The organism is Sphingopyxis sp. USTB-05, from assembly GCF_023822045.1.
Taxonomy (GTDB): domain Bacteria; phylum Pseudomonadota; class Alphaproteobacteria; order Sphingomonadales; family Sphingomonadaceae; genus Sphingopyxis.
On the sequence record NZ_CP084712.1, the window covers coordinates 390,458 to 411,070 of the forward strand.

18 protein-coding genes and 1 pseudogene are annotated in these 20,613 nt (G+C 63.0%); 14 read left to right on the top strand and 5 right to left on the bottom strand.

What is annotated here, in order from left to right; all coding sequences use genetic code 11:
* The first annotated feature begins 69 nt into the window (after positions 1 to 69).
* The 12 genes from KEC45_RS01800 to KEC45_RS01860 all read left to right on the top strand — a co-directional run bounded on the left by KEC45_RS01800 (position 70) and on the right by KEC45_RS01860 (position 13,363).
* Positions 70 to 1,548, top strand: coding sequence for an alpha/beta hydrolase (locus KEC45_RS01800; protein ID WP_252171402.1), 1,479 nt, complete (start codon positions 70 to 72; stop codon positions 1,546 to 1,548).
* 188 nt (positions 1,549 to 1,736) lie between these two features.
* A complete protein-coding gene (locus KEC45_RS01805; protein ID WP_252171403.1) occupies positions 1,737 to 3,095 on the top strand; it encodes an MFS transporter in 1,359 nt (452 codons plus the stop codon).
* A gap of 92 nt (positions 3,096 to 3,187) precedes the next feature.
* Entirely contained in the window at positions 3,188 to 4,300 is a 1,113-nt protein-coding gene (locus tag KEC45_RS01810; RefSeq protein ID WP_252171404.1) for an S-(hydroxymethyl)glutathione dehydrogenase/class III alcohol dehydrogenase, read from the top strand.
* Positions 4,300 to 5,133 (top strand): S-formylglutathione hydrolase, encoded by an 834-nt coding sequence (fghA, locus tag KEC45_RS01815; protein WP_252171405.1) that lies wholly within the window; start codon positions 4,300 to 4,302, stop codon positions 5,131 to 5,133. Before KEC45_RS01810 ends, fghA begins: the two co-directional genes overlap by 1 nt.
* Positions 5,133 to 5,555: an NAD(P)H-dependent oxidoreductase subunit E gene (locus KEC45_RS01820; RefSeq protein WP_252171406.1), complete on the top strand. Its 423-nt coding sequence runs from the start codon at positions 5,133 to 5,135 to the stop codon at positions 5,553 to 5,555. The genes fghA and KEC45_RS01820 overlap by 1 nt, the downstream gene beginning before the upstream one ends.
* The gene (locus tag KEC45_RS01825; RefSeq protein WP_252171407.1) at positions 5,552 to 7,063 is read left to right on the top strand and encodes an NADH-ubiquinone oxidoreductase-F iron-sulfur binding region domain-containing protein; all 1,512 of its coding nucleotides are present in this window, start codon (positions 5,552 to 5,554) and stop codon (positions 7,061 to 7,063) included. The genes KEC45_RS01820 and KEC45_RS01825 overlap by 4 nt, the downstream gene beginning before the upstream one ends.
* Entirely contained in the window at positions 7,060 to 8,376 is a 1,317-nt protein-coding gene (gene fdhD, locus KEC45_RS21940; protein WP_368389956.1) for a formate dehydrogenase accessory sulfurtransferase FdhD, read from the top strand. Before KEC45_RS01825 ends, fdhD begins: the two co-directional genes overlap by 4 nt.
* Positions 8,366 to 11,212: a formate dehydrogenase subunit alpha gene (gene fdhF / locus KEC45_RS01840; RefSeq protein WP_252171408.1), complete on the top strand. Its 2,847-nt coding sequence runs from the start codon at positions 8,366 to 8,368 to the stop codon at positions 11,210 to 11,212. Before fdhD ends, fdhF begins: the two co-directional genes overlap by 11 nt.
* 1 nt (position 11,213) lies before the next feature.
* On the top strand, positions 11,214 to 11,447 hold the full coding sequence (locus tag KEC45_RS01845; protein WP_368389957.1) for a formate dehydrogenase subunit delta: 234 nt from the start codon (positions 11,214 to 11,216) through the stop codon (positions 11,445 to 11,447).
* A 31-nt stretch (positions 11,448 to 11,478) separates the two neighbouring features.
* A complete protein-coding gene (locus KEC45_RS01850; protein WP_252171409.1) occupies positions 11,479 to 11,886 on the top strand; it encodes a ketosteroid isomerase-related protein in 408 nt (135 codons plus the stop codon).
* A complete protein-coding gene (locus KEC45_RS01855) occupies positions 11,883 to 12,470 on the top strand; it encodes a GNAT family N-acetyltransferase (RefSeq protein ID WP_252171410.1) in 588 nt (195 codons plus the stop codon). Before KEC45_RS01850 ends, KEC45_RS01855 begins: the two co-directional genes overlap by 4 nt.
* A complete protein-coding gene (locus tag KEC45_RS01860) occupies positions 12,464 to 13,363 on the top strand; it encodes a carbon-nitrogen hydrolase family protein (RefSeq protein WP_168454910.1) in 900 nt (299 codons plus the stop codon). Before KEC45_RS01855 ends, KEC45_RS01860 begins: the two co-directional genes overlap by 7 nt.
* Before the next feature lie 16 nt (positions 13,364 to 13,379).
* On the opposite strand, the pseudogene KEC45_RS01865 reads toward KEC45_RS01860, so the two are convergent.
* The 5 genes and pseudogenes from KEC45_RS01865 to KEC45_RS01885 all read right to left on the bottom strand — a co-directional run bounded on the left by KEC45_RS01865 (position 13,380) and on the right by KEC45_RS01885 (position 18,402).
* Positions 13,380 to 14,226, bottom strand: a pseudogene (locus KEC45_RS01865) (IS5 family transposase).
* A gap of 60 nt (positions 14,227 to 14,286) precedes the next feature.
* The gene (locus tag KEC45_RS01870) at positions 14,287 to 15,624 is read right to left on the bottom strand and encodes an aspartate aminotransferase family protein (RefSeq protein ID WP_252171411.1); all 1,338 of its coding nucleotides are present in this window, start codon (positions 15,622 to 15,624) and stop codon (positions 14,287 to 14,289) included.
* A 136-nt stretch (positions 15,625 to 15,760) separates the two neighbouring features.
* Positions 15,761 to 17,011, bottom strand: a complete 1,251-nt coding sequence (locus KEC45_RS01875) for a Xaa-Pro peptidase family protein (RefSeq protein WP_252171412.1) — start codon at positions 17,009 to 17,011, stop codon at positions 15,761 to 15,763.
* A gap of 129 nt (positions 17,012 to 17,140) precedes the next feature.
* Entirely contained in the window at positions 17,141 to 17,572 is a 432-nt protein-coding gene (locus tag KEC45_RS01880) for a DUF4345 domain-containing protein (protein ID WP_252171413.1), read from the bottom strand.
* Positions 17,569 to 18,402 (bottom strand): SDR family oxidoreductase, encoded by an 834-nt coding sequence (locus KEC45_RS01885; RefSeq protein ID WP_252171414.1) that lies wholly within the window; start codon positions 18,400 to 18,402, stop codon positions 17,569 to 17,571. Before KEC45_RS01885 ends, KEC45_RS01880 begins: the two co-directional genes overlap by 4 nt.
* A gap of 131 nt (positions 18,403 to 18,533) precedes the next feature.
* On the opposite strand from KEC45_RS01885, the gene KEC45_RS01890 reads away from it, so the two are divergent.
* Positions 18,534 to 19,325 (top strand): crotonase/enoyl-CoA hydratase family protein, encoded by a 792-nt coding sequence (locus KEC45_RS01890; RefSeq protein ID WP_252171415.1) that lies wholly within the window; start codon positions 18,534 to 18,536, stop codon positions 19,323 to 19,325.
* A 203-nt stretch (positions 19,326 to 19,528) separates the two neighbouring features.
* The gene (locus KEC45_RS01895; protein ID WP_252171416.1) at positions 19,529 to 20,533 is read left to right on the top strand and encodes a CaiB/BaiF CoA-transferase family protein; all 1,005 of its coding nucleotides are present in this window, start codon (positions 19,529 to 19,531) and stop codon (positions 20,531 to 20,533) included.
* Positions 20,534 to 20,613 lie beyond the last annotated feature (80 nt).

Consider the following 20,613-nt stretch of genomic DNA (forward strand, 5'->3'; position numbering starts at 1 on the left):
GCGCGTAATTCAAGAGGATCGTTCGAGCCATGAACAAGACTCCACTGTGGATCCAAGAGGAATGAAGCGATGCTCAAGATAAATCATCTGCGGTGGAAGCCTTGGCTGTTCGGAGGTTTGACCCTCGCACTAGCTGGACTCGCCCAGGTTGGCAGGGCGGAGACTGTGAACATTCCCCAGCGTGCTGTCGCACCCGCATCCTGTCCGATCGAGGTCGCGCCGGTGCTTGCCGGGCGCGTGCAATGCGGAATGATCGAGGTTCCCGAGAACCGGGTACGGGCCGATGGTCGAACGGTGAGGGTCCATTTCGCCGTGGTCCAGCCCGAACAGCCGACCCCGGGTCGCGCTCCGATCCTGTTCGTGATGGGCGGCAATGGCTCGGGCCTCAAGAACCTGAAGCGGCAACCGGGCATGGCACGGTTCCTGTCGCTTAAGGATACGGTCATCTACGTCGACCATCGCGGTTCTACCCCTTGGGGGCGTCCCGACATGTCGTGCCTGGAATTCCCCGAAGGCTTGGAGGCAGCAAACCCCAAGGTTGATCCGGCCAAGGTCGAAACCTGCCGCAAGAGCCTGGCGGCACGCATGGATATCAACGCCTACGGCGCCTACGAGGCCGCGCAGGATCTGCGGGATCTGCGGCTCGCACTCGGCATCGATCGCTGGAACGTCTATGGCGTCTCTTATGGCACTACGATCGCGCAGCGCCTCAATGCCATTGACGGTGCGGCCATCAGCGCCATCGTACTGGACGGCATGTCAGGTGTTGAATCCAATTCTTTCGACAAGGCTTTCGTGCTCCAGCCGCTGGTCGAGTTGATCAGCGAATGCGCGGCCGCGCCGGAATGCGCCGCAGCCTTCCCCCGGTTCGAAGCCAATCTGGGCAAGGCGGCCACTAGCTTGGAACGCCGTCCCCGTCTGATCGAAGGTCGCAGGGTCTCCAACGTGGAGTTCCTCGATCAGATCAGACTGGCGCTGGCCCATCCGGACCTGCGGGGCAAAATTCCGTTGGCGGTAGAGCGCGCTGCCAAGGGCGACTTGCTTGCCTGGCGGGGCCTCGCCAACCCGGAAGCCAATAGTGGTGGGAAGGATCCGGCCTTCACCTGGCCGAGTTCGGTCTGCCGCGATGAGTTTCCTCGCATAGATCGTCCCGGCACCGGCGCCTTCCCGACCCGTAAACTGGCCCCAGCAGTAGTTTCGGGCGCCAGGATGACGGCGTTCGAAAGCTATGATTGGGCCAGGTTCTGCCCCAGAATGGGCTTCAGCATGAGCCATCCTGCTACGATTGCAGTGGCCCGGTCGGATACGCCGGCCCTGTTTCTTGCTGGTCAACTGGACCTGGTTACGCCCCCGTTTCAGAGTGAGGAGACCGCAAGCAACTTCACCAAGTCGCGGATCGTCGAGTTTCCGCTGACCTTTCACTTCGTTCTGCTGAACCATACGGAATGCGCAGGTCGTATGATCGTCAAGTTCTTCGAGAATCCGGTTGATCCGCTGGATCGGGCATGTGTCGATGAGCTGCCCGAAACCAGATGGGTTCTAAAGTAGGTCTATCCAGAGACGGTGCAGGTAGCCCATGGTATACTAAGAGTTGTGGTGGCAGGTACTATGAGTCGAAAAGTCTAGGATTAGCGGCAGTCTGTCAATATGCGGATTGCGCAGGTCTGCATGGTGGTATACCAGTTTCGAGGTCTTGCAGCTTTTGCGATCGACGACGGCAAACCGGGAGAAATTGAATGGCATCGAATAAGGACGAACGTCCCATGATAGCCGTTTCCGACGTGCTAGACGATGCGCCATTCTCCGCCTTCCATTTCAGACTCATCCTGCTGTGCACGCTAGTGGCCATCGTTGACGGGTTCGATACGACAGCACTTGGTGTGATCGCACCGACGGTCGCACGGGACTGGGGCCTGAGCCTGCCGACGTTCGCGCCCGCTCTGGCGGCTTCGCTCGTCGGCATGGCGCTTGGAGGGGCGATAGGGGGTATGCTCGGTGATCGGTTTGGTCGCCGACCAGTCATGATCATAATGTTCGTAATCGTCACCCTGGCAACGCTCGCATCGGCTTTCGCCCAGAATATTCAGCAGTTGGAGGCACTGCGGCTGCTGACCGGCCTCGGTATCGGCGGCACCATCCCGCTGGGCGCTGCTCTGGTTGCCGAATACATGCCGAAAAGGCACCGCAGCTTTCTGCTGGTCGTGATGTTCAGCGGGCACGCTCTGGGCGGCACTTTGGCGGGTCTCCTGGCGCCATTCCTGATCAACAACTTCGGATGGCGAAGTGTCTTTTTTGCAGGAGGCATCGCCCCGGCAATCCTGGTTTTCGCTCTCCTTGCGCTACTTCCAGAGTCCGCCCGCTACCTCACGGCGCGGGGCACGACTGCTGCCAGAGCGCGTGCGATCGGGTTGCTCACGAAGGCTAATGCGACAGCGCGCGTGACCGCAGACGCGCAGCTTACGACCGGTGAACAGGCAGTGGCTCGTGGGAGCGTCGCCGATCTGTTCAAGGCCAGTCGGGGATCGCAGACTGTTTTTCTCTGGATCACGTTCTTTGCGACGCAGTTCGTCCTGTTCGCCCTTGCAAGTTGGCTCACCAGTCTACTTACACAGGCCGGACATAGTCAGGATACGGGGGCCTATGCCCAGATGCTGCATAACCTCGGTGGTGTCTTCGGCAGCCTTGCATTCGGCTTGCTGAGCGATCGCCTAAGTGCCCGCCCGGTTCTGATTGCCGTGAATTTCGGATCAATCGTCTTCATTGCTGGTCTTGGCATGTTTGCAGCATCGGACTTCGCTCTACTGATGGCGCTCATTTCAGGTGTTTTCGTGCTTGCTGCACAACTGTGTTTGAACGCTTACACGACCGGACTTTATCCCACTCCATTGCGTGCAACCGGAGTGGGCTGGGCTCTCAGTTTCGGCCGCCTCGGATCTATTTTAAGTCCGTTGGTGACAGGTGCTCTGATGGCTCGAGACTGGACGCCAAGCAGCCTCTTCTTCGCAATTGCCGCTGTGCCCTTGATAAGCATTGTCGCACTCACCTTCGTCAGAGGCGAACGCCACGAAACAAGCGAAGTTATTGCCGGGCATTAGCGGTAAATGACAGGAATACATAACAGCGAGCGCGTTGGTGATCATCGCCGTTGCCAATCTGGTTTCGACTTCTCAGGTTTCAGGAGTACCACATGAAGACCCGTGCCGCCGTTGCCTTCGCACCGAAACAGCCGCTTGAGATCGTCGAGGTGGACCTTGAGGGCCCCAAGGCTGGCGAAGTGCTGGTCGAGATCATGGCGACGGGTATCTGCCACACCGATTCCTACACGCTGGACGGGTTTGACAGTGAGGGCATCTTCCCCTCGATCCTGGGCCATGAAGGGGCCGGGATCGTGCGCGAGGTTGGTCCTGGCGTAACCAGCGTAAAGCCGGGCGATCACGTGATCCCGCTCTACACGCCGGAATGCCGCCAGTGTAAGTCGTGCCTCTCGGGCAAGACCAACCTGTGCACCGCGATCCGCGCCACCCAGGGTCAGGGGTTGATGCCCGATGGCACCAGCCGGTTCAGCTACAAGGGCCAGACGATTTTCCACTACATGGGCTGTTCGACCTTCTCGAACTTCACTGTCCTGCCCGAAATCGCTGTTGCCAAGATCCGCGAAGACGCCCCCTTTCAGAGCTCGTGCTACATCGGCTGCGGGGTGACGACCGGGGTCGGCGCGGTGATCAACACGGCCAAGGTCCAGGTCGGTGACAATGTCGTGGTCTTCGGCCTGGGCGGGATCGGTCTCAACGTGATCCAGGGCGCGCGGCTGGCCGGGGCGAACAAGATCATCGGGGTTGATATCAACCCAGACCGCGAGGAATGGGGCCGCAGGTTCGGGATGACCGACTTCCTCAATTCCAAGGGCATGAGCCGCGAGGACGTGGTCGCCAAGATCGTGCTGATGACCGATGGCGGCGCGGACTATACCTTCGATGCCACCGGCAATACCGAAGTGATGCGCACCGCGCTGGAAGCCTGCCATCGTGGCTGGGGTACCTCGATCATCATCGGCGTCGCCGAAGCCGGCAAGGAGATCGCCACCCGGCCGTTCCAACTCGTGACCGGCCGAAACTGGCGCGGCACGGCCTTTGGCGGGGCCAAGGGCCGCACCGATGTGCCGAAGATCGTCGACATGTACATGGCGGGCAAGATCCAGATCGATCCGATGATTACCCACGTGATGGGGCTGGAAGAGATCAACACCGCCTTCGATCTGATGCACGCGGGGAAGTCGATCCGCTCGGTCGTGGTGTTCTGATGGAGCAGGTCTCGGCCTGGCGGTCCCATGGCGGCACGCAGGGCGTCTATACCCACCAGTCGACCGAGACCGGCACGCCGATGACCTTCTCGGTCTTCGTGCCGGATCACGCACCGGGGCAGAAGCTGCCGGTGCTGTGGTACCTGTCAGGCCTGACCTGCACCCATGCCAATGTGACCGAAAAAGGCGAATTCCGCGCCGCCTGCGCGGAGCATGGAGTTATCTTCGTTGCCCCGGACACCAGCCCGCGCGGCGACCTGGTGCCGGATGATGAAGGCTATGACTTCGGCAAGGGCGCCCGGTTCTATGTCGATGCGGCACAAGCGCCGTGGTCGGCCAATTACCGGATGCGCAGTTACATCGAACAGGAATTGCCTGCGCTGATCGGTGGGCATTTCCCCGTCGATATGGCGCGTCAGGGGATTACAGGCCATTCGATGGGAGGGCATGGTGCATTGACCATCGGCTTGCGCAACCCTGATCGCTTCCGCTCGGTCAGCGCCTTTTCCCCAATCGTTAGCCCTCTGAACTGCCCCTGGGGCGAGAAGGCACTGGGCGGCTATCTGGGGCCCGACAAGTCGACCTGGCGCGAGTACGATGCCTGTGCCCTGATCGAGGATGGTGCTCGTCTGCCCGATCTGCTGGTCGATCAGGGCGATACCGACAATTTCCTGCACGAACAGCTCAAGACCGGGCTGCTGGTCATGGCTTGCCGCAAGGCCGGTATCCCGGCGACGATCCGGATGCAGCCGGGTTACGATCATTCGTACTACTTCATCTCAACCTTCATGGCCGATCACATCGGCTGGCATGCGGCGCGATTGAAGGCGTGATGCGAGCCCAGCGCATCGTCGAAATCTGCGCCAGCCACCGGGGCCGCGAAGGGCCCCTACTGCCGATCCTGCACGATATCCAGCGCGAATTCGGCTGCGTCGATGCCGAGGCGGAACGGGTCATTGCCCACGAACTCAATCTCAGCCGGGCCGAAGTGCACGGCGTGGTCAGTTTCTATCACGACTTTTCGGCCGAACCCGATCCGCGGCCCTGTATCGAACTGTGCCGCGCCGAAGCCTGCCAGGCGCGCGGGGTGGAGGAACTGGTTGCTTCGGCAGAGGCTGCCGCTGGCGAGAGGGTGCGGCTGAAAACCGTCTATTGCCTGGGCCTGTGCAGCGTTGGTCCGGCGGCCCGGATCGGCGATCATCTGCATGCCCGGCTGGATGCGGCGGCGCTCGTCAAGCTGCTGCAATCGGCATGACGGTGGTGCGGATCAGCGAGGACGCCCTGGCCTTGGCCTGCGGGGCGGATGCCGTGGCGGCAGCCTTCGTTGCGGCGGGCTGCACGGCCGAACGGGTTTCAAGCTGGGGCATGCACTGGCTTGAGCCGCTGGCGGAGATCGACGGAAACGGCTTCGGACCGCTGATTTCCGGGGATGTTGCGGCGGTGCTCGCTGGCACCTCCGACAAGCGGATCGGCCCGATCGCGGACCATCCCTTTATCAAACGGCAGCAACGGCTGACCTTTGCCCGCGCTGGAGAGACGCGGCCGTTGAGCCTGGATGACTATGCCGCGACCGGTGGCTGGTCAGCATTGAAGCGCGTAAAATCAATGGGTTCGCTAGAGGTCGTGGCAGAGGTTACCCACTCGGGCCTGCGCGGTCGCGGGGGTGCCGGGTTCCCGGCGGGGATCAAGTGGCGGACCGTGCTGGAGGCTCAGGGGCCCCGGAAATACGTGGTTTGCAACGCCGATGAGGGGGATAGCGGCACATTTGCCGACCGGATGCTGATGGAGGGCGATCCGTTCCAGTTGCTGGAAGGCATGGCCATTGCCGCCCAAGCCGTCGGAGCGCAGCAGGGCTACATCTATGTCCGCAGCGAATATCCGCATGCAATCAGCAAGTTGAATGCGGCAATTGAACTGGCCAAGGAGCATATTGCACCCTTCCGGGTCGAGGTGCGGGTCGGTGCCGGGGCCTATGTCTGCGGCGAGGAAACCGCCCTGCTCAACTCGATCGAAGGCAAGCGCGGCGAGGTGCGGGCCAAGCCCCCTCTACCGGCACACGAAGGGCTGTTCGGATGCCCTACGGTGGTACACAACGTGCTCACGCTGGCCGCAATACCGCACATCATGGTACCCGGCGGCGCGAACCTTTATGACAGCCTGGGCATTGACCGTTCCAAAGGGACCATGCCGATCCAGCTGGCCGGCAATGTCCGGCACGGCGGCCTGTTCGAGACGGCCTTCGGCATCACCCTCAGCGAATTGATCCATGATATCGGTGGCGGCACCGCTTCCGGCCGGCCGGTCAAGGCGGTGCAGGTCGGCGGGCCGCTCGGTGCCTATATCCACCCCAGCCAGTTCGATCTGCCCTTCGATTACGAAGCCTATGGCGGGGCCGATGCCCTGATCGGCCATGGCGGCGTGGTGGTGTTCGACGACCGGGCAAACATGGGTGCCCTCGCCCGCTTCGCCTTCCAATTTTGCGCGGCCGAAAGCTGCGGCAAGTGCACGCCCTGCCGGATCGGTTCGACCCGCGGCGTCGAACTGATCGACCGGATCAGGGCGGGCGGGCGCGATGCCGATCCGGTCGAGGCGCTGGCCCAGATGCACAATGCCCGCAAGGACCGCCGCAGCCGCGCTGAAGATCTGCAATTGCTGGAAGACCTGTGCGAGACGATGCAATTCGGCTCGCTCTGCGCGCTGGGCGGCTTCACGCCTTACCCCGTCCGTTCGGCGCTGAAGCACTGGCCGGAGGATTTTACATGATCCTTGGCGCGGTGCTGGCAGGCGGGCAGTCGCGGCGCTTCGGCAGCGACAAGGCGCTGGCGATGAGCCGCGGCGCGACCCTGCTAGAGCATGCCGTCGCGGCGTTGCAGGCGCAGTGCGACGCGGTGATCGTGGTGGGGCGTGCAAATGCGCAGTGCCACAACATCGATGACTGGCCGCAGGCGGGCGCCGGACCGCTCGGCGGCGTGGCGGCAGCGCTGCGATTCGGGCGCGAGGAGGGCTATTCTGCGGTCCTTACCTGCGGGGTCGACTGCCTCGACTTGCCGCACGACCTAGCCGTCCGTCTGGCACCCGCGCCCGCCTATGTGGCCGAGCAACCGGTTGTCGGGCTTTGGCCTGTCGCAGCCGCCGAGGAAGCTGCCTCACGGGGCGCGGGCGAGGGCAGCCGGTCGATGCGCGCCTTCGCCGAGGCGGTCGCTGCGCGTCCGGTCAGCGTGCCGGCGATCCGCAACATCAACCGGCCCGAGGACCTGGCGGCCTCGGCCTCGCGCACGGCAGCGGCGCTTGAGGTGTCCTATGACGGCATGCCCGGTCGCCAGGTCCTGCGGCCGCTGGCCGAGGAAGTGCCGGTCGCGATCGAGGTGAACGGCGTCGCCTATGTCGTCATGATGGCATCGGCGAGCGACCTTGAGGACTTCGCGGCGGGTTTTGCGCTGTCCGAAGGGTTCATCACTGCTGCGGACGAGATCATCGAGGCGGCAACCGCGCGCGTCGAGCGTGGTGTGATCCTGCGGCTCACGCTCTCGCCCGAGCGCGCGGCGCCGCTGCACGATCGGGTGCGCATGCGCGTCAGCGAGGGCAGCTGCGGGCTATGCGGTCTCGAAAGCCTCGAGGAAGTGCTGCGCCCGCTCGCTCGGCTCGCGCCGACACCTGCGCCCGCGCCTGCGGCTATCGAACGGGCCTTGCTGGCGCTTGATCGCCATCAGACCGAGGGCCTGCGCACCGGAGCGATGCATGCCGCAGCGTTCTGCGACCGCGAGGGCTATATCCTCTGCCTGCGTGAGGATGTCGGGCGCCACAATGCGCTCGACAAGCTGTTTGGCGCCTTGGCCCGGCAGCGGATCAATCCGGCACGCGGCTTCGTGGTCGTGACTGCGCGGTGCAGCTATGAACTGGTCGAGAAGACGGTGCGCGCCCGCTGTCCGGTACTGGTGGCGATTTCGGCCCCCACCAGCCTCGCGGTCGAACGCGCCCGCCAGGCCGGCCTGCACCTGATTGCACTGGCGCGGCGGGACACGATGCTGGTGTTCGAGCCCTGCGCGTTGGCGGAGGAGGGTCGCGATGCGGTATGAACGGCAGCCTGATCTCGGCACCCCCGAGGTCGTCAGCGATAGCACAGTGACGCTCTCCATCGACGGACGCGAGGTCAGCGTCCCGGCAGGCACAAGTGTCGTGCGAGCAGCCGGCCTGGCCGGTGGCAGCATTCCCAAGCTATGCGCCAGCGACAACCTCGCAGCCTACGGTTCGTGCCGCCTGTGCCTTGTCGAGATCGAGGGCGCGCGCGGCACGCCCGCTTCGTGCACCACCCCGGTTGCCGAGGGCATGGTGGTCCGTACCCAGACCCCGCACCTCCAAAAGCTGCGCAAGGGGGTGATGGAGCTCTACATCTCCGACCACCCGCTCGATTGCCTGACGTGCAGCGCCAACAACGACTGCGAGTTGCAGGATGCCGCCGCACAGGTGGGCCTGCGCGATGTGCGCTTTGGTTACGAGGGCGCAAACCACCTCGGCCTCGCGCCCGATACGTCCAACCCCTATTTCGATTTCGACCCCTCCAAGTGCATCGCCTGCTCGCGCTGCGTGCGCGCCTGCGACGAAGTACAGGGCACCTTCGCTCTGACGATGGAGGGCCGGGGCTTCGCCTCGATGATCAGCGCAGGGCAGGAGATCGACACCTTCTTCTCTAGCGACTGCGTCAGCTGCGGGGCCTGCGTGCAGGCCTGCCCGACCGCAACCTTACAGGAGAAGGCCGTCACCGCGATCGGCAAGCCCGAACGCGCGGTGGTGACGACCTGCGCCTATTGCGGCGTGGGCTGCACTTTCCGCGCCGAGATGCGCGGGGAGCAATTGGTACGGATGGTGCCGTGGAAGGACGGCAAGGCCAACCGGGGCCATTCCTGCGTCAAGGGACGCTTTGCCTGGGGCTATGTCCACCATCAGGACCGGGTCCTTTCGCCCATGATCCGCGAGCGCGTGGACGAGCCGTGGCGCGAGGTTTCGTGGCAGGAGGCGATCGCCTTCACCGCGCGCCGGCTTCAGGCAATTAAGGCCGAGCACGGTGCGGGGGCGCTTGGCGGGATCACCTCCAGCCGCTGCACCAACGAGGAGACGTTCCTCGTCCAAAAACTGGTGCGTGCCGGGTTCGGATCGAACAATGTCGATACCTGTGCGCGGGTGTGCCACTCGCCGACCGGCTACGGCCTCAAGACCACCTTCGGCACCAGCGCGGGGACGCAGGATTTCGACAGCGTGATGCAGGCCGACGTCATCCTCGTGATCGGCGCAAATCCGACCGACGCGCACCCCGTCTTCGCCTCGCGCATGAAGCGCCGCCTCAGGCAGGGCGCGAAGCTGATCGTGATCGACCCGCGCCGGATCGACCTGGTGAAGTCCCCGCATGTCGAGGCCGCGCACCACCTGCCGCTCCAGCCCGGCACCAATGTCGCGGTGCTGACCGCGATGGCCCACGTCATCGTCAGCGATGGGCTGGTGGACGAGGCCTTCGTGCGCGAACGCTGCGATGTCGCTGCCTTTGGCGACTGGGCCGCCTTCGTCGCCGATCCGCGCCATGCGCCCGAGACGCTCGAACCGGTGACGCGGGTTCCTGCCGCAGACCTGCGCGCAGCCGCCCGGCTGTATGCCAACGGAGGCAATGCCGCGATCTACTACGGCCTCGGCGTCACCGAGCACAGCCAAGGCTCGTCAACCGTCATGGCCATCGCCAACCTCGCCATGGCGACCGGCAATATCGGTCGCCCGGGTGTGGGCGTGAACCCCTTGCGCGGACAGAACAACGTGCAGGGCGCCTGCGACATGGGCAGTTTTCCGCACGAATTGCCCGGCTATCGCCACGTTTCCGATGAAGCCACCCGCGCATTGTTCGAGGCGGAATGGGGCGTGACGCTCGACCGCGAGCCGGGCTTGCGCATTCCGAACATGCTCGACGCCGCGCTCGATGGGTCATTCCGCGCGCTGTATGTGCAGGGCGAGGACATCCTCCAGTCCGATCCCAACACGCGCCTTGTGGCCGCGGGGCTCGCCGCGATGGAATGCGTCATTGTCCACGACCTGTTCCTGAACGAGACCGCGAACTACGCCCACGTCTTTCTGCCGGGCAGCACCTTCCTCGAAAAGAACGGCACCTTCACCAATGCGGAACGCCGCATCCAGCCGGTGCGCAAGGTGATGGAGCCCGCCAACGGCTACGAGGACTGGGAGGTGACGCAGCTCCTCGCGCAGGCGATGGGCATCGACTGGAACTACACGCACCCGCGCGAGATCATGGACGAGATCGCGCGCCTCACGCCGACCTTCGCGGGCGTCTCCTTCGACCGGCTCGATCAATGCGGCTCGCTGCAATGGCCGGTCAACGAAGCCTTTCCCGATGGCGCGCCGGTGATGCATGTCGCGCAGTTCACAGGCGGCAAGGGCCGTTTCGTGGTGACCGACTATGTCCCCACCGACGAGAAGACCGGCCCGCGCTATCCGCTGCTGCTGACCACCGGGCGCATCCTCTCGCAATACAATGTCGGCGCGCAGACCCGCCGCACCGGCAATGTCGCCTGGCATCCCGAAGACCGGCTCGAGATGCATGCCGTAGATGCCGAGAACCGCGGGCTCAAGGATGGTGACTGGGCGCGCCTGTCGAGCCGCACTGGAGAGACGACCTTGCGCATCACCGTGACCGAGCGCGTGGCGCCGGGCGTGGTCTACACCACCTTCCACCATCCCGCGACGCAGGCCAATGTCGTCACCACCGAGTTCAGCGACTGGGCCACCAATTGTCCGGAATACAAGGTGACGGCGGTGCAGGTGATGCCCTCCAACGGGCCGACCGACTGGCAGGAGGATTACGAGGCGATGTCGCAACGCTCGCGCCGGATCGCGACTGCCGAGGAGGCCGAATAGCATGGATTTGGGTCGCCTGCGCCAGATGGCCGACCAGATCGCCCGCAACCTGGCGGTGCGGGGCGAGGAAGCGGCGGCGGCGGCCACGGCGGAGCACATCACCCGGTTCTGGGACCCTCGGATGCGCGCCGCAATCCTTGCCGATGACCGCGCGGCCCTGTCCCCTATAGCCCGCCGCGCAGTTGATCTTCTCGCCGCGCAAGCTACGCAGCACGCTCGCGGCGCGCCGGATTAGACGCGCCGATTCCCAGAAACGAAAGCGAGCCATGCCGAACGAGACACGCGACCTGATCGAAAGCTACTACGCTGCCTTCAACAAAGGCGATGCGGCCGGGATGCTGGACTGCCTGACCGAGGATGTCGCGCATGACATCAACCAGGGCGAGCGGCAGAGCGGCAAGGCGGCTTTCGCCGCTTTCCTTGTCCACATGGACCGCTGCTATCGTGAGCGGCTGACCGATATCGTCATCATGGTCGACGAGACGGGTCAGCGTGCGGCGGCGGAGTTCGTCGTGCATGGCCAATATCTTGTCACCGACGAGGGCCTGACGGAAGCACAGGGGCAGACCTATGTCCTTCCCGTGGGGGCCTTCTTCGATATCGCGGACGGCCGGATTGCGCGGGTTTCGGTTTACTACAACCTCGCCGACTGGACCCGTCAGGTCGCAGCGTGACGCTGACGATTGGCATCCTGCGCGCGGCCGAACGCGCTGCGGCGCTGGGCAGCCTCGCGCAGCTGCGGATCGCCGTGTTCCGCGCCTACCCCTATCTCTACGACGGCACCGTCGCCGACGAGACCGCATACCTTGCCGACTTCTTCGGCTCGGATGATGCGGTGCTGGTCGCCGCGCGCGACGGCGAGGCGATCATCGGGGCGGCCACGGCCTCGCCGATGCGCGATCAGGGAGAGGATTTTGGCGCGCAGTTTGCGGACGCTGGCTTCGATCCCGGGACGCTGTTCTACTTCGGCGAGTCCGTCCTGCTCCCGGAATATCGCGGGCGCGGGTTCGGCCATGCCTTCTTCGACGCGCGCGAGCAGGCGGCGCGTGAAGCGGGCGCGGGTGGCGCTGCCTTTGCCGCGGTCCTCCGCCCGGCTGATCACCCCGCGCGCCCTGCCGACTACCGTCCGCTCGATCCCTTTTGGCGCGCGCGCGGCTATGCGCCCGTCGATGGGCTGACGGTGGCGATGGACTGGAAGGAAGTTGGCGAAGACAGCTCGTCCGCCAAGGCCTTGCAGGTCTGGATGCGCCAATGGTGAGCCCATTCCGCATCGCTGCGGCGCAATATCCCATCGAGGCGCTCGCTAGCTGGGAGGCCTATGCCGACAAGCTCACCCGCTGGGTCGGCGAGGCGGCCGAGGGCGGGGCATCCCTCCTGGTCTTCCCCGAATATGGCGCGATGGAGCTGGTCTCGCTCGAACCGGCCACGATGGGCGATCTGCAAGGTTCGATCGCCTTCGTCGCGGCGCTGCTGCCCGAGGTCGATGCGCTGCACGCCGAACTCGCGGCGCGCTTCGGGGTCCACATCCTCGCTGCGAGCGCGCCGTGGCAGGCACCGGACGGAAGGTTCCGCAACCGCGCACGCCTGTTTACGCCCGGCGGGATGGTGGGCGTGCAGGACAAGTTCATCATGACCCGCTTTGAGCGGGAGGAGGGGGGCATCGTCGGCGGAGATTCACTCAACCTGTTCGACACCGCGCTTGGCCGGATTGGGGTGTGCATCTGCTACGACAGCGAGTTCCCGCTGATCGCCCGCGCGCTGGTCGAAGCGGGGGCGGAGATCCTGCTCGTCCCCTCCTGCACCGACAGCCTGCACGGATATCACCGCGTGAGGATCGGATCGCAGGCAAGGGCGCTCGAAGGGCAGTGCTACACCGTGCAGTCACCCACCGTGGGCACAGCGGACTGGTCACCGGCGGTCGACGTCAATCGCGGGGCGGCGGCGGTTTACGGTCCGCCGGATTGCGGGTTTCCCGAGGACGGGGTAATTGCACAAGGTGTGCTTGACCAGCCGGGCTGGGTGTATGCCGAGGTCGATCTCGCTGCGGTCGGCATGGTGCGCGAAGATGGCAGCGTGCTCAATGTCGCGCATTGGCAGGAACAGTGCCCATTAGATCGCGCTCCGGACACCGTGGTCATCAGTTGCCATTAAGCTCAAGACTTATTGATCACAGCCAGAAGAGCACGGTGGCGACCAGTGCGAGGGCGGAGAAGTAGACGGTTGGGCAACGGTCATATCGCGTTGCCACGCGGCGCCAGTCCTTCAGGCGGCCGAACATGATCTCGATGCGGTAACGCCGTTGGTCCCCCTGCTTATCGTTTTTGACGGGCAGAGATCGGGATTTGCGGCCTGGAATGCACGATCTAATGCTCTTTTTGCTCCAGGGCATCTTGGAAGCAGTCAGCGTCATAGCCGCGGTCGGTGAGCATGCACTTGGCCTTGGGCAAATTGTCCCACCCGGCGCGCTTGTGCCGGGGCCGCAGCACGAATATCAAACCGGCGGACTCTCGTTATGACCGCGGGACCACCGGGGGCAGGTCATCGAGTAAGGCCGCGGCACCGGTATAATCGCTGACCTGGCCGGCCGTGACGAAGAAGCTCAAAGGGCGCCCATTTGCATCAGTCACGCCGTGCTACTTCCTATGCATATTGGCCTTGGTCCGTCCGATCAGGCGCTCGAGATCCCCTTTTACCTCAAAGCTGGAAGCCGCGCGGTGGACTTTGAGATAGGCTGCATCGATCATGACGGTCTGCGGTTCGGCTTTCTGGGCAGATAGACCTTCCATCATCTGAGTGAACACGTCCATCTCATCCAACCGTTTACAGAGATTATACAATGTCTTATGCGGCCCGTATTCTCTGGGCGCATCCCGCCAGCGCAGGCCATTCCGGTTGACGAAGATGATCCCGCTGAGCACCCGCCGGTCGTCAACTCGGGGCTCGCCGTGGCTCTTGGGGAAACATGGCGAAAGGCTCGCCATCTGCTCGTCTGTCAGCCAAGACAGGTCGCGCATGCCCAGTCTCCTCGCGGAGCCTGAATCACACCGGCATCAGTCAACGAATGGCTCCTGAGCCTAGCCAGTGGGTCTGGGTAGCCGTGAGAACACTCGGTCGAACCGCACCAGAGCTTCAGCGATATCCTCCTCCGACATGGTCCCCGAAATGTAGATCCGGCTGCCGGCGCCGATCGACAGGCCTTCCTCCATGCAGATCACGCGGAAGGTGGCGCGCCGGGCTGCATCGGCGGCTTCCAGTTCGGCCGGGGAATAGGCGGCATCGGCCCTGAGGAAATCGACGTAGATCTGGCCCCGCGGTCCTTGCAGGAACAGGTCGTCGTGGCCGTGCGCGGCAGCCATTTCGCGCAGCCCCTGCCTGAATCGGGTCTGGATGCGGTCGACATTGACAAACCATGCTCCGTTATCCTCTGCGAGGAGATCAAAGGTTGCGATCGCCGCCGCCATTCCCAAGGGGAAGCAGTTGAACGTACCGGCCCCAACAACCCTGCGATCGCTGAGAAGGCCCATAATATCGGCTCGGCCAGCCACAGCCGCGAATGGCAGTCCGGCAGCAATCGCCTTGCCATAGGTGGCGAGATCCGGCGTTACGCCAAACAACTTCTGTGCGCCGCCCAGATCCACCCGAAAGCCCGTAATCACCTCGTCGAAGCACAGCAGAACGCCGAAGCGATTGCAAAGCTTGCGAACCGCTTCGAGATAGCCCGGGCGGGGCGGGCAACCACCGAAGTTGCACATGATCGGTTCCATATGCACCAGGGCGATCTGGTCGCCGTACCGCTCCAGCAACGCTTCCAGCGCATCTGCATCGTTCCATTTGATCTTGTATTGGTCGAGGAGTGCCACCGGTGATCGACCTTCGGTAGACGTATTGAAGCCGCCCGCAGTTCCCGGAAGATCGATTGGGTGTGGCGGTGCGTCTGGGTCGGGGTTGATTGATCCACCCAGAACACTGTCCATCCAGCCGTGATAGTGGCCATCGAAACGGAGCACGTAAGGCCGGTTCGTGAATGCCCGAGCAAGGCGGAACACGAGCTGCACGACCTCGGATCCTGACAGGCCGTATTTAACCAGTTCCGCGCAAGGTATCGCGCTGGACATGCGCTCGCCGAGCTCGACTTCGAGCGGCGAGTAGAACTGGCCGGGTAAGGGGGACGGCAGCGTTCGGAGCTGGGCATCGACTGCCGCGATCCAAGGCTGATACCCGTGACCGAAGATCAAAGGGCCCATGGTCAGGGCGAGGTCGATATAGTCTCGACCCTCAACATCGAAGATGCGGTGGCCGGCCGCGCGCTGTGCGAAAATGGGTGCAATCGGCAATGCGGGCGCGAGGTTGCTCTGTGGACCAGTCAGTACTCTTGCTGCCCGATGCGCCCAGTCTGCGTTGGTGTTTGCCATGGTGGCCTCTGATCCTAGTATACCAAATGGGTTGCTAGTTGCGAATTATCGTCATGTAAACGTCAACTACGCCCTCCCATGCCGATGTTAGTATACTATTGACTGCAATCAGGGCAAAGCTGAGCGGTCTGGCCGCTCACCGTGTTTCCCATGGAAAACTGTCGAGCCGTTCTGTGCCGTTAGGTGTCACGAGAACCTGGGTTTCTAGTTTGACGCATTCACGTCCTCCCTGCTCGCCGATCAGGCTCTCAACGCAAAAGACCATGCCGTCTTCAAACCGGCCGGGCAACAGGTCGGCTGGGTCGGTAGCATAGGGTACGCCGGGATATTCATCAGCCATGCCGACACCGTGCAATGCGCAGGAGTAGCGGTTGGCCATGAAGCGTTCGGGAATCCGCCAAGTCTTTTCCATATACTCCCGGAACTCCATGCCCGGATGGATCAAGTTGGCGTTGTGAAGCAACTGTTCGAGTGCGGTGCTGTACAACGTGCTCTGTTCATCGGTCATCCGTGTGTGGCCGATGGTCCAGGATCGCGAAAGATCCGCGCAATAACCATAGGGTCCGATCATATCGGTGTCGAAAGCTAGCATATCCCCCAACTTGCCGACATGATCGGAACATTCCTGAAACCAAGGATTGGTGCGCTCTCCGATAGTCAGGAGTCGGGTTTCCAGCCATTCGCCACCTGACCGGATATTCTCGTAATGAAGTTCCGCCCAGATTTCCTGCTCGGTCTTGCCGGGGAGCGAGTGCTCATACATCCGCGCCATTCCTGCTTCGCACACTCGAATCGTCCAGCGCATCAGTTCGATCTCATCGAGGCTCTTGATCAGCCTGGCCTGCTCGGTCATCTGCTGGCCTTCGACCAACGTCAGCCCTTGCCGCCGTAGCGCATCGGCGCCCGGAAGTTCGAGCTTGTCGGTGCCAAGCCTGAGGTTGCCGCCACCACGCTCGCGCACTGCCGAAGCGATTTCCGCAGCCCATTGTTCCGCCCGTTCCTCAAGATAGGGACCGGAATACATATAGAAGAACGGATTGGCGATGCGGATCTCGTCGACTGTCTCGAGTCCTTTCGCGAGATGCTCGGCACCGGGATACTCGAAATCAATCGCGTGGCCATCAGCGAAGACCAATGCATAGTGGAACGGGTTGTGTGTCGCCCACAACTGCATGTTCGACACATCCAGCGCATATCGAATGTTGACCGGATCGAAGAGCAGGATGGCCGCGCAATCATGCTTGATAACCTGGTCAACCAAGCGCTGCTTGCGATAGGCGCGGGCGGCCCTGAGCGTGTCGAGAGGCACGGGGCTGCGAAGCGGCTTATCGGCTCCCTCCGGATTGAGATAGGCTGCCTTGCGGGCGTCTTTGAAAACTCGGCTCACGACCTTTTTCTTTGAGTCAATGTTCCGTATTTGTTTTGGCGCGGTATAGTGCGATTTCCCACTGGATCGGGCTTTGATGGCGTTGACGAGCAACCCGTTCTTTGTTGCCGTTGGTTGCTTGCCATTTGATCATCGAACGAAGCCCTCGTCGGCGGCCAATGTTGCGCGCCGGAAGGCTAGCCATGCAAGTGGCACCAGCAAGAGTTCGATGGCCAAGGCGACAGCGATGAAGGCTGTGCCGATATCGCTCGACGGATGACCCGCCTGCAGCAGCGACAGCGCCCGTCCTATCCCGCCAAGCACCACGATGGCGAAGCAAAGCTGGAGAATGAGACCGTAGCGGCGCAAGTCACCAAGGCAGACGAGCTGGATCGCTCCCAATCCCAACCAGACCGCACCTAGGAACCGGACCTGGCTGTCGAGCACCGGATCGAACGGAGCCACTGCTGCAGTTCCGACACCGATGTTGGCTTGCCCGGCCACTCCCACGATCACGTCCATCGCTCCGGTCAGCAAGGCAATCAACGAGAGCAGGACGGTGGTTATCTTTACGAACTTCATGCCGTTTCCCCCTTCGCTGCATCCAGCGCTTGGCCGATTGCCTGGTTGAACACGTGCGAACCGGTCAGGTTCTGCCCGCCGTCAACGGCAATCCGTGCGCCTGAAATGTAGGACGCGAGCGGCGTGGCCAGGAACGCCGCGACATGGGCGACGTCCTCCAGCTTGCCCATCCGGCCCAGCGGCGTCATCGCCTTCCAGATCGCTTCGGCGCTTTCCCCGCCCATCCGGTTCATGCCTTCGGTGCCCTCGATCGGTCCGGGTACGATGCTGTTCGCCCTGATCCCGAAGCGCCCCCATTCGAGCGCGAGATTGGCCATGAGGTTGTCGATCCCGGCCTTGGCCGCGCCGACATGCGCCTGATAGGCAAAGGGCACATAGGACTGCCCGCCCGAGACAAACAGCAAGGCTCCCTGTGTCTGCCGCAACTGCTCGAAACAGGCATGCGCTGCATGGAATGCGCCGAGCAGGTCGATCTCCACCACAGTGCGGAAGCCCTTGGGCGAAATGGCTTCGGCCGGCGCGACAAAGTTGCCGGCAGCCCCGCAAACCGCAAAGCTGATCGGCCCCAGCGCCTCACCGCAGGCTGAAACGGCAGCTTGCACCGCCGCATCATCGCGTACGTCTGCAACCGCCGTGAAGACGGTGGCGCCGCACGCTTCGAGCTCCTTGCGCCCGGAGTCGAGCCGCTCCGCCGTGCGTCCGCAGATGCCGACACTGGCTCCGAGCCGGGCCAGCGCCTTGCCGATGGCCAGATTGATCCCGCTGCCGCCGCCGGTGATGAAAGCCACCTGGCCGCGCAAGGCGTGGGGGCTGATAATATCCGTGATCATGCGCTGGGCCAATCCTGTCATGAGGTTGGCACTGCCTAGAGCAAGCCTTGCCAGCACCTGCCCATACTTTTGGATGGCCAGGTCTCTGTTCGCTTCGATGAAGAGGATCGCAACTGACAGGGAGAGCCATAGTGTCGGATCGGGTTCAGCTGGTTGTTGCGAACGGTGTGGCCGAGGTACGGCTCAACCGGCCGGAAAAGCTGAATGCGCTGGATTTCGGAACCTTCGACCTGCTGGTCGATGCGGGCCAGACACTCGCAGCAACGCCGGGGCTGCGGGCGGTCGTGCTCAGCGGGAACGGGCGCAGCTTTTCGGTCGGCATTGATCTGGAAGCGCTGGCGAATGAAGGAGCCAGCGCGCTTTCCAATCTGGCGGCGCGCACACACGGCGATGCCAACCTGTTCCAGCAGGTTGCCCTGCAATGGCGGGACCTGCCCGTGCCGGTGATCGCGGCAATCCAGGGGCACGCGCTTGGCGGCGGGATGCAACTGGCCTTGGGCGCCGATATTCGCATCGCCGCGCCCGATGCCCGGCTGTCGATCCGGGAAGTGGTCTGGGTGCTGGTCCCCGACATGGCTGGCACCGTGCTGCTGCGCCAACTGGTCCGGTCGGACGTCATACGCGATCTGCTGTTCTCAGGCAGGATCGTGACCGGCGAGGAGGCCTTGGAACTTGGGCTCGTGACTCGTCTGGCGTCCGATCCACTCGCCGCTGCCCGTCAATTGGCGCGCGAAATCGCCGCTTCAAGCCCTGACGCCGTCCGGGCCGCAAAGCGCCTGGTCAATGCTGGAGCAGCCGGAACGTCGGACCGCGACATGCTCCTGGCCGAGGCTACCGAGCAGCAGGCGCTGCTCGCTTCGGCCAATCACCTCGAGGCGCTGCGGGCTCACGCCGAAAAGCGCCCGCCCGTCTATGGCGATTGAACGAATGGGCGGGCTGAGGCCAGCTTGGCTTCCTGAGCAGGGATTGGACACCGTAACATGACTTACCAATGCGTCCTGAACTGTCGGAGCAGTCGAATTGCAATGATGATTGCCGCATTCGTGGTCGGCTCGTGACCCGTGGCCCTCTTGCGGGACTGAGAGTCCTCGAATTTGCCAGCATTGGACCGGGCCCACACTGCGCAATGCTTTTGGCAGACTTAGGGGCAGATGTGCTGCGGATTGACCGGCCCGGCGGCAATGGATGGCCGAATCCCGTTGCGGATCGCGGCCGCGCTGTCCTGCCTCTCGACATCAGATCGGAAGCCGGACGAGCCAGAAGCGTCGAACTGATTGTCCAGGCTGACGTCCTGATCGAAGGGAACCGTCCCGGAGTGATGGAGCGGCTTGGCCTTGGCCCTGATGTCGCCTGTTCACTGAACAACAGACTGATCTATGGGCGGATGACCGGCTGGGGGCAGGATGGGCCACTGGCAAAGGTTGCGGGTCACGACATCAACTACATCGCGCTGACTGGCGCACTGGCGGCGATCGGTAGGTCAGGCGAACCGGCAGCGGTTCCGCTCAATCTGATTGGGGACTTCGGCGGCGGCTCAATGTTCCTCGCTTTTGGGATCATGTCTGCCTTGTGGGAGCGTGAGAAATCCGGCCTTGGACAAGTGGTAGATGCTGCGATCATCGATGGCGTCGCGTCGATGATGAGCATGTTTGCGGGGCTAGTGCCCTCGAAACGGATTTCGATTGATCGTGAAACCAACATTCTGGGTGGTTCGGCTCCGTTTTATCGTTGCTATGTTTGCAAAGATGGGCGGGAAGTCTCGGTCGGAGCTCTTGAGTCGCAGTTTTATTCGGAATTTCTGGCTACAGTTGGTGCTCCCGCGGATTGGGTTAAGGATCAGTACGATAGCTCCAATTGGCCCGAGCGCTCTGCTTGGTTCGCTGCGCTATTCATGAGCAAAACCAGGGATGAATGGGCGGCATTGACTGAAGGGTCGGACGCATGTTTCGCCCCGGTCCTTGATCTCCACGAAGCTGGACAGCACCCCCAGATGGCATTCCGTGGTATTTATGTCGAACGAGACGGGTTTGCCCATCATGTTCCGGCACCACGATTTTCGCGAACAAAAGCGTCCATTCCGGGAGACAGGGACGCAGACACGATGATGAGCGATTGGGCACGCAATAGGTAGGGAACAGCGCTTGGCCTGCCATCCTGAAGCATTGACATTCAACAAAACCGGAGACGGACAGCATGCAATTCACGCAAGGA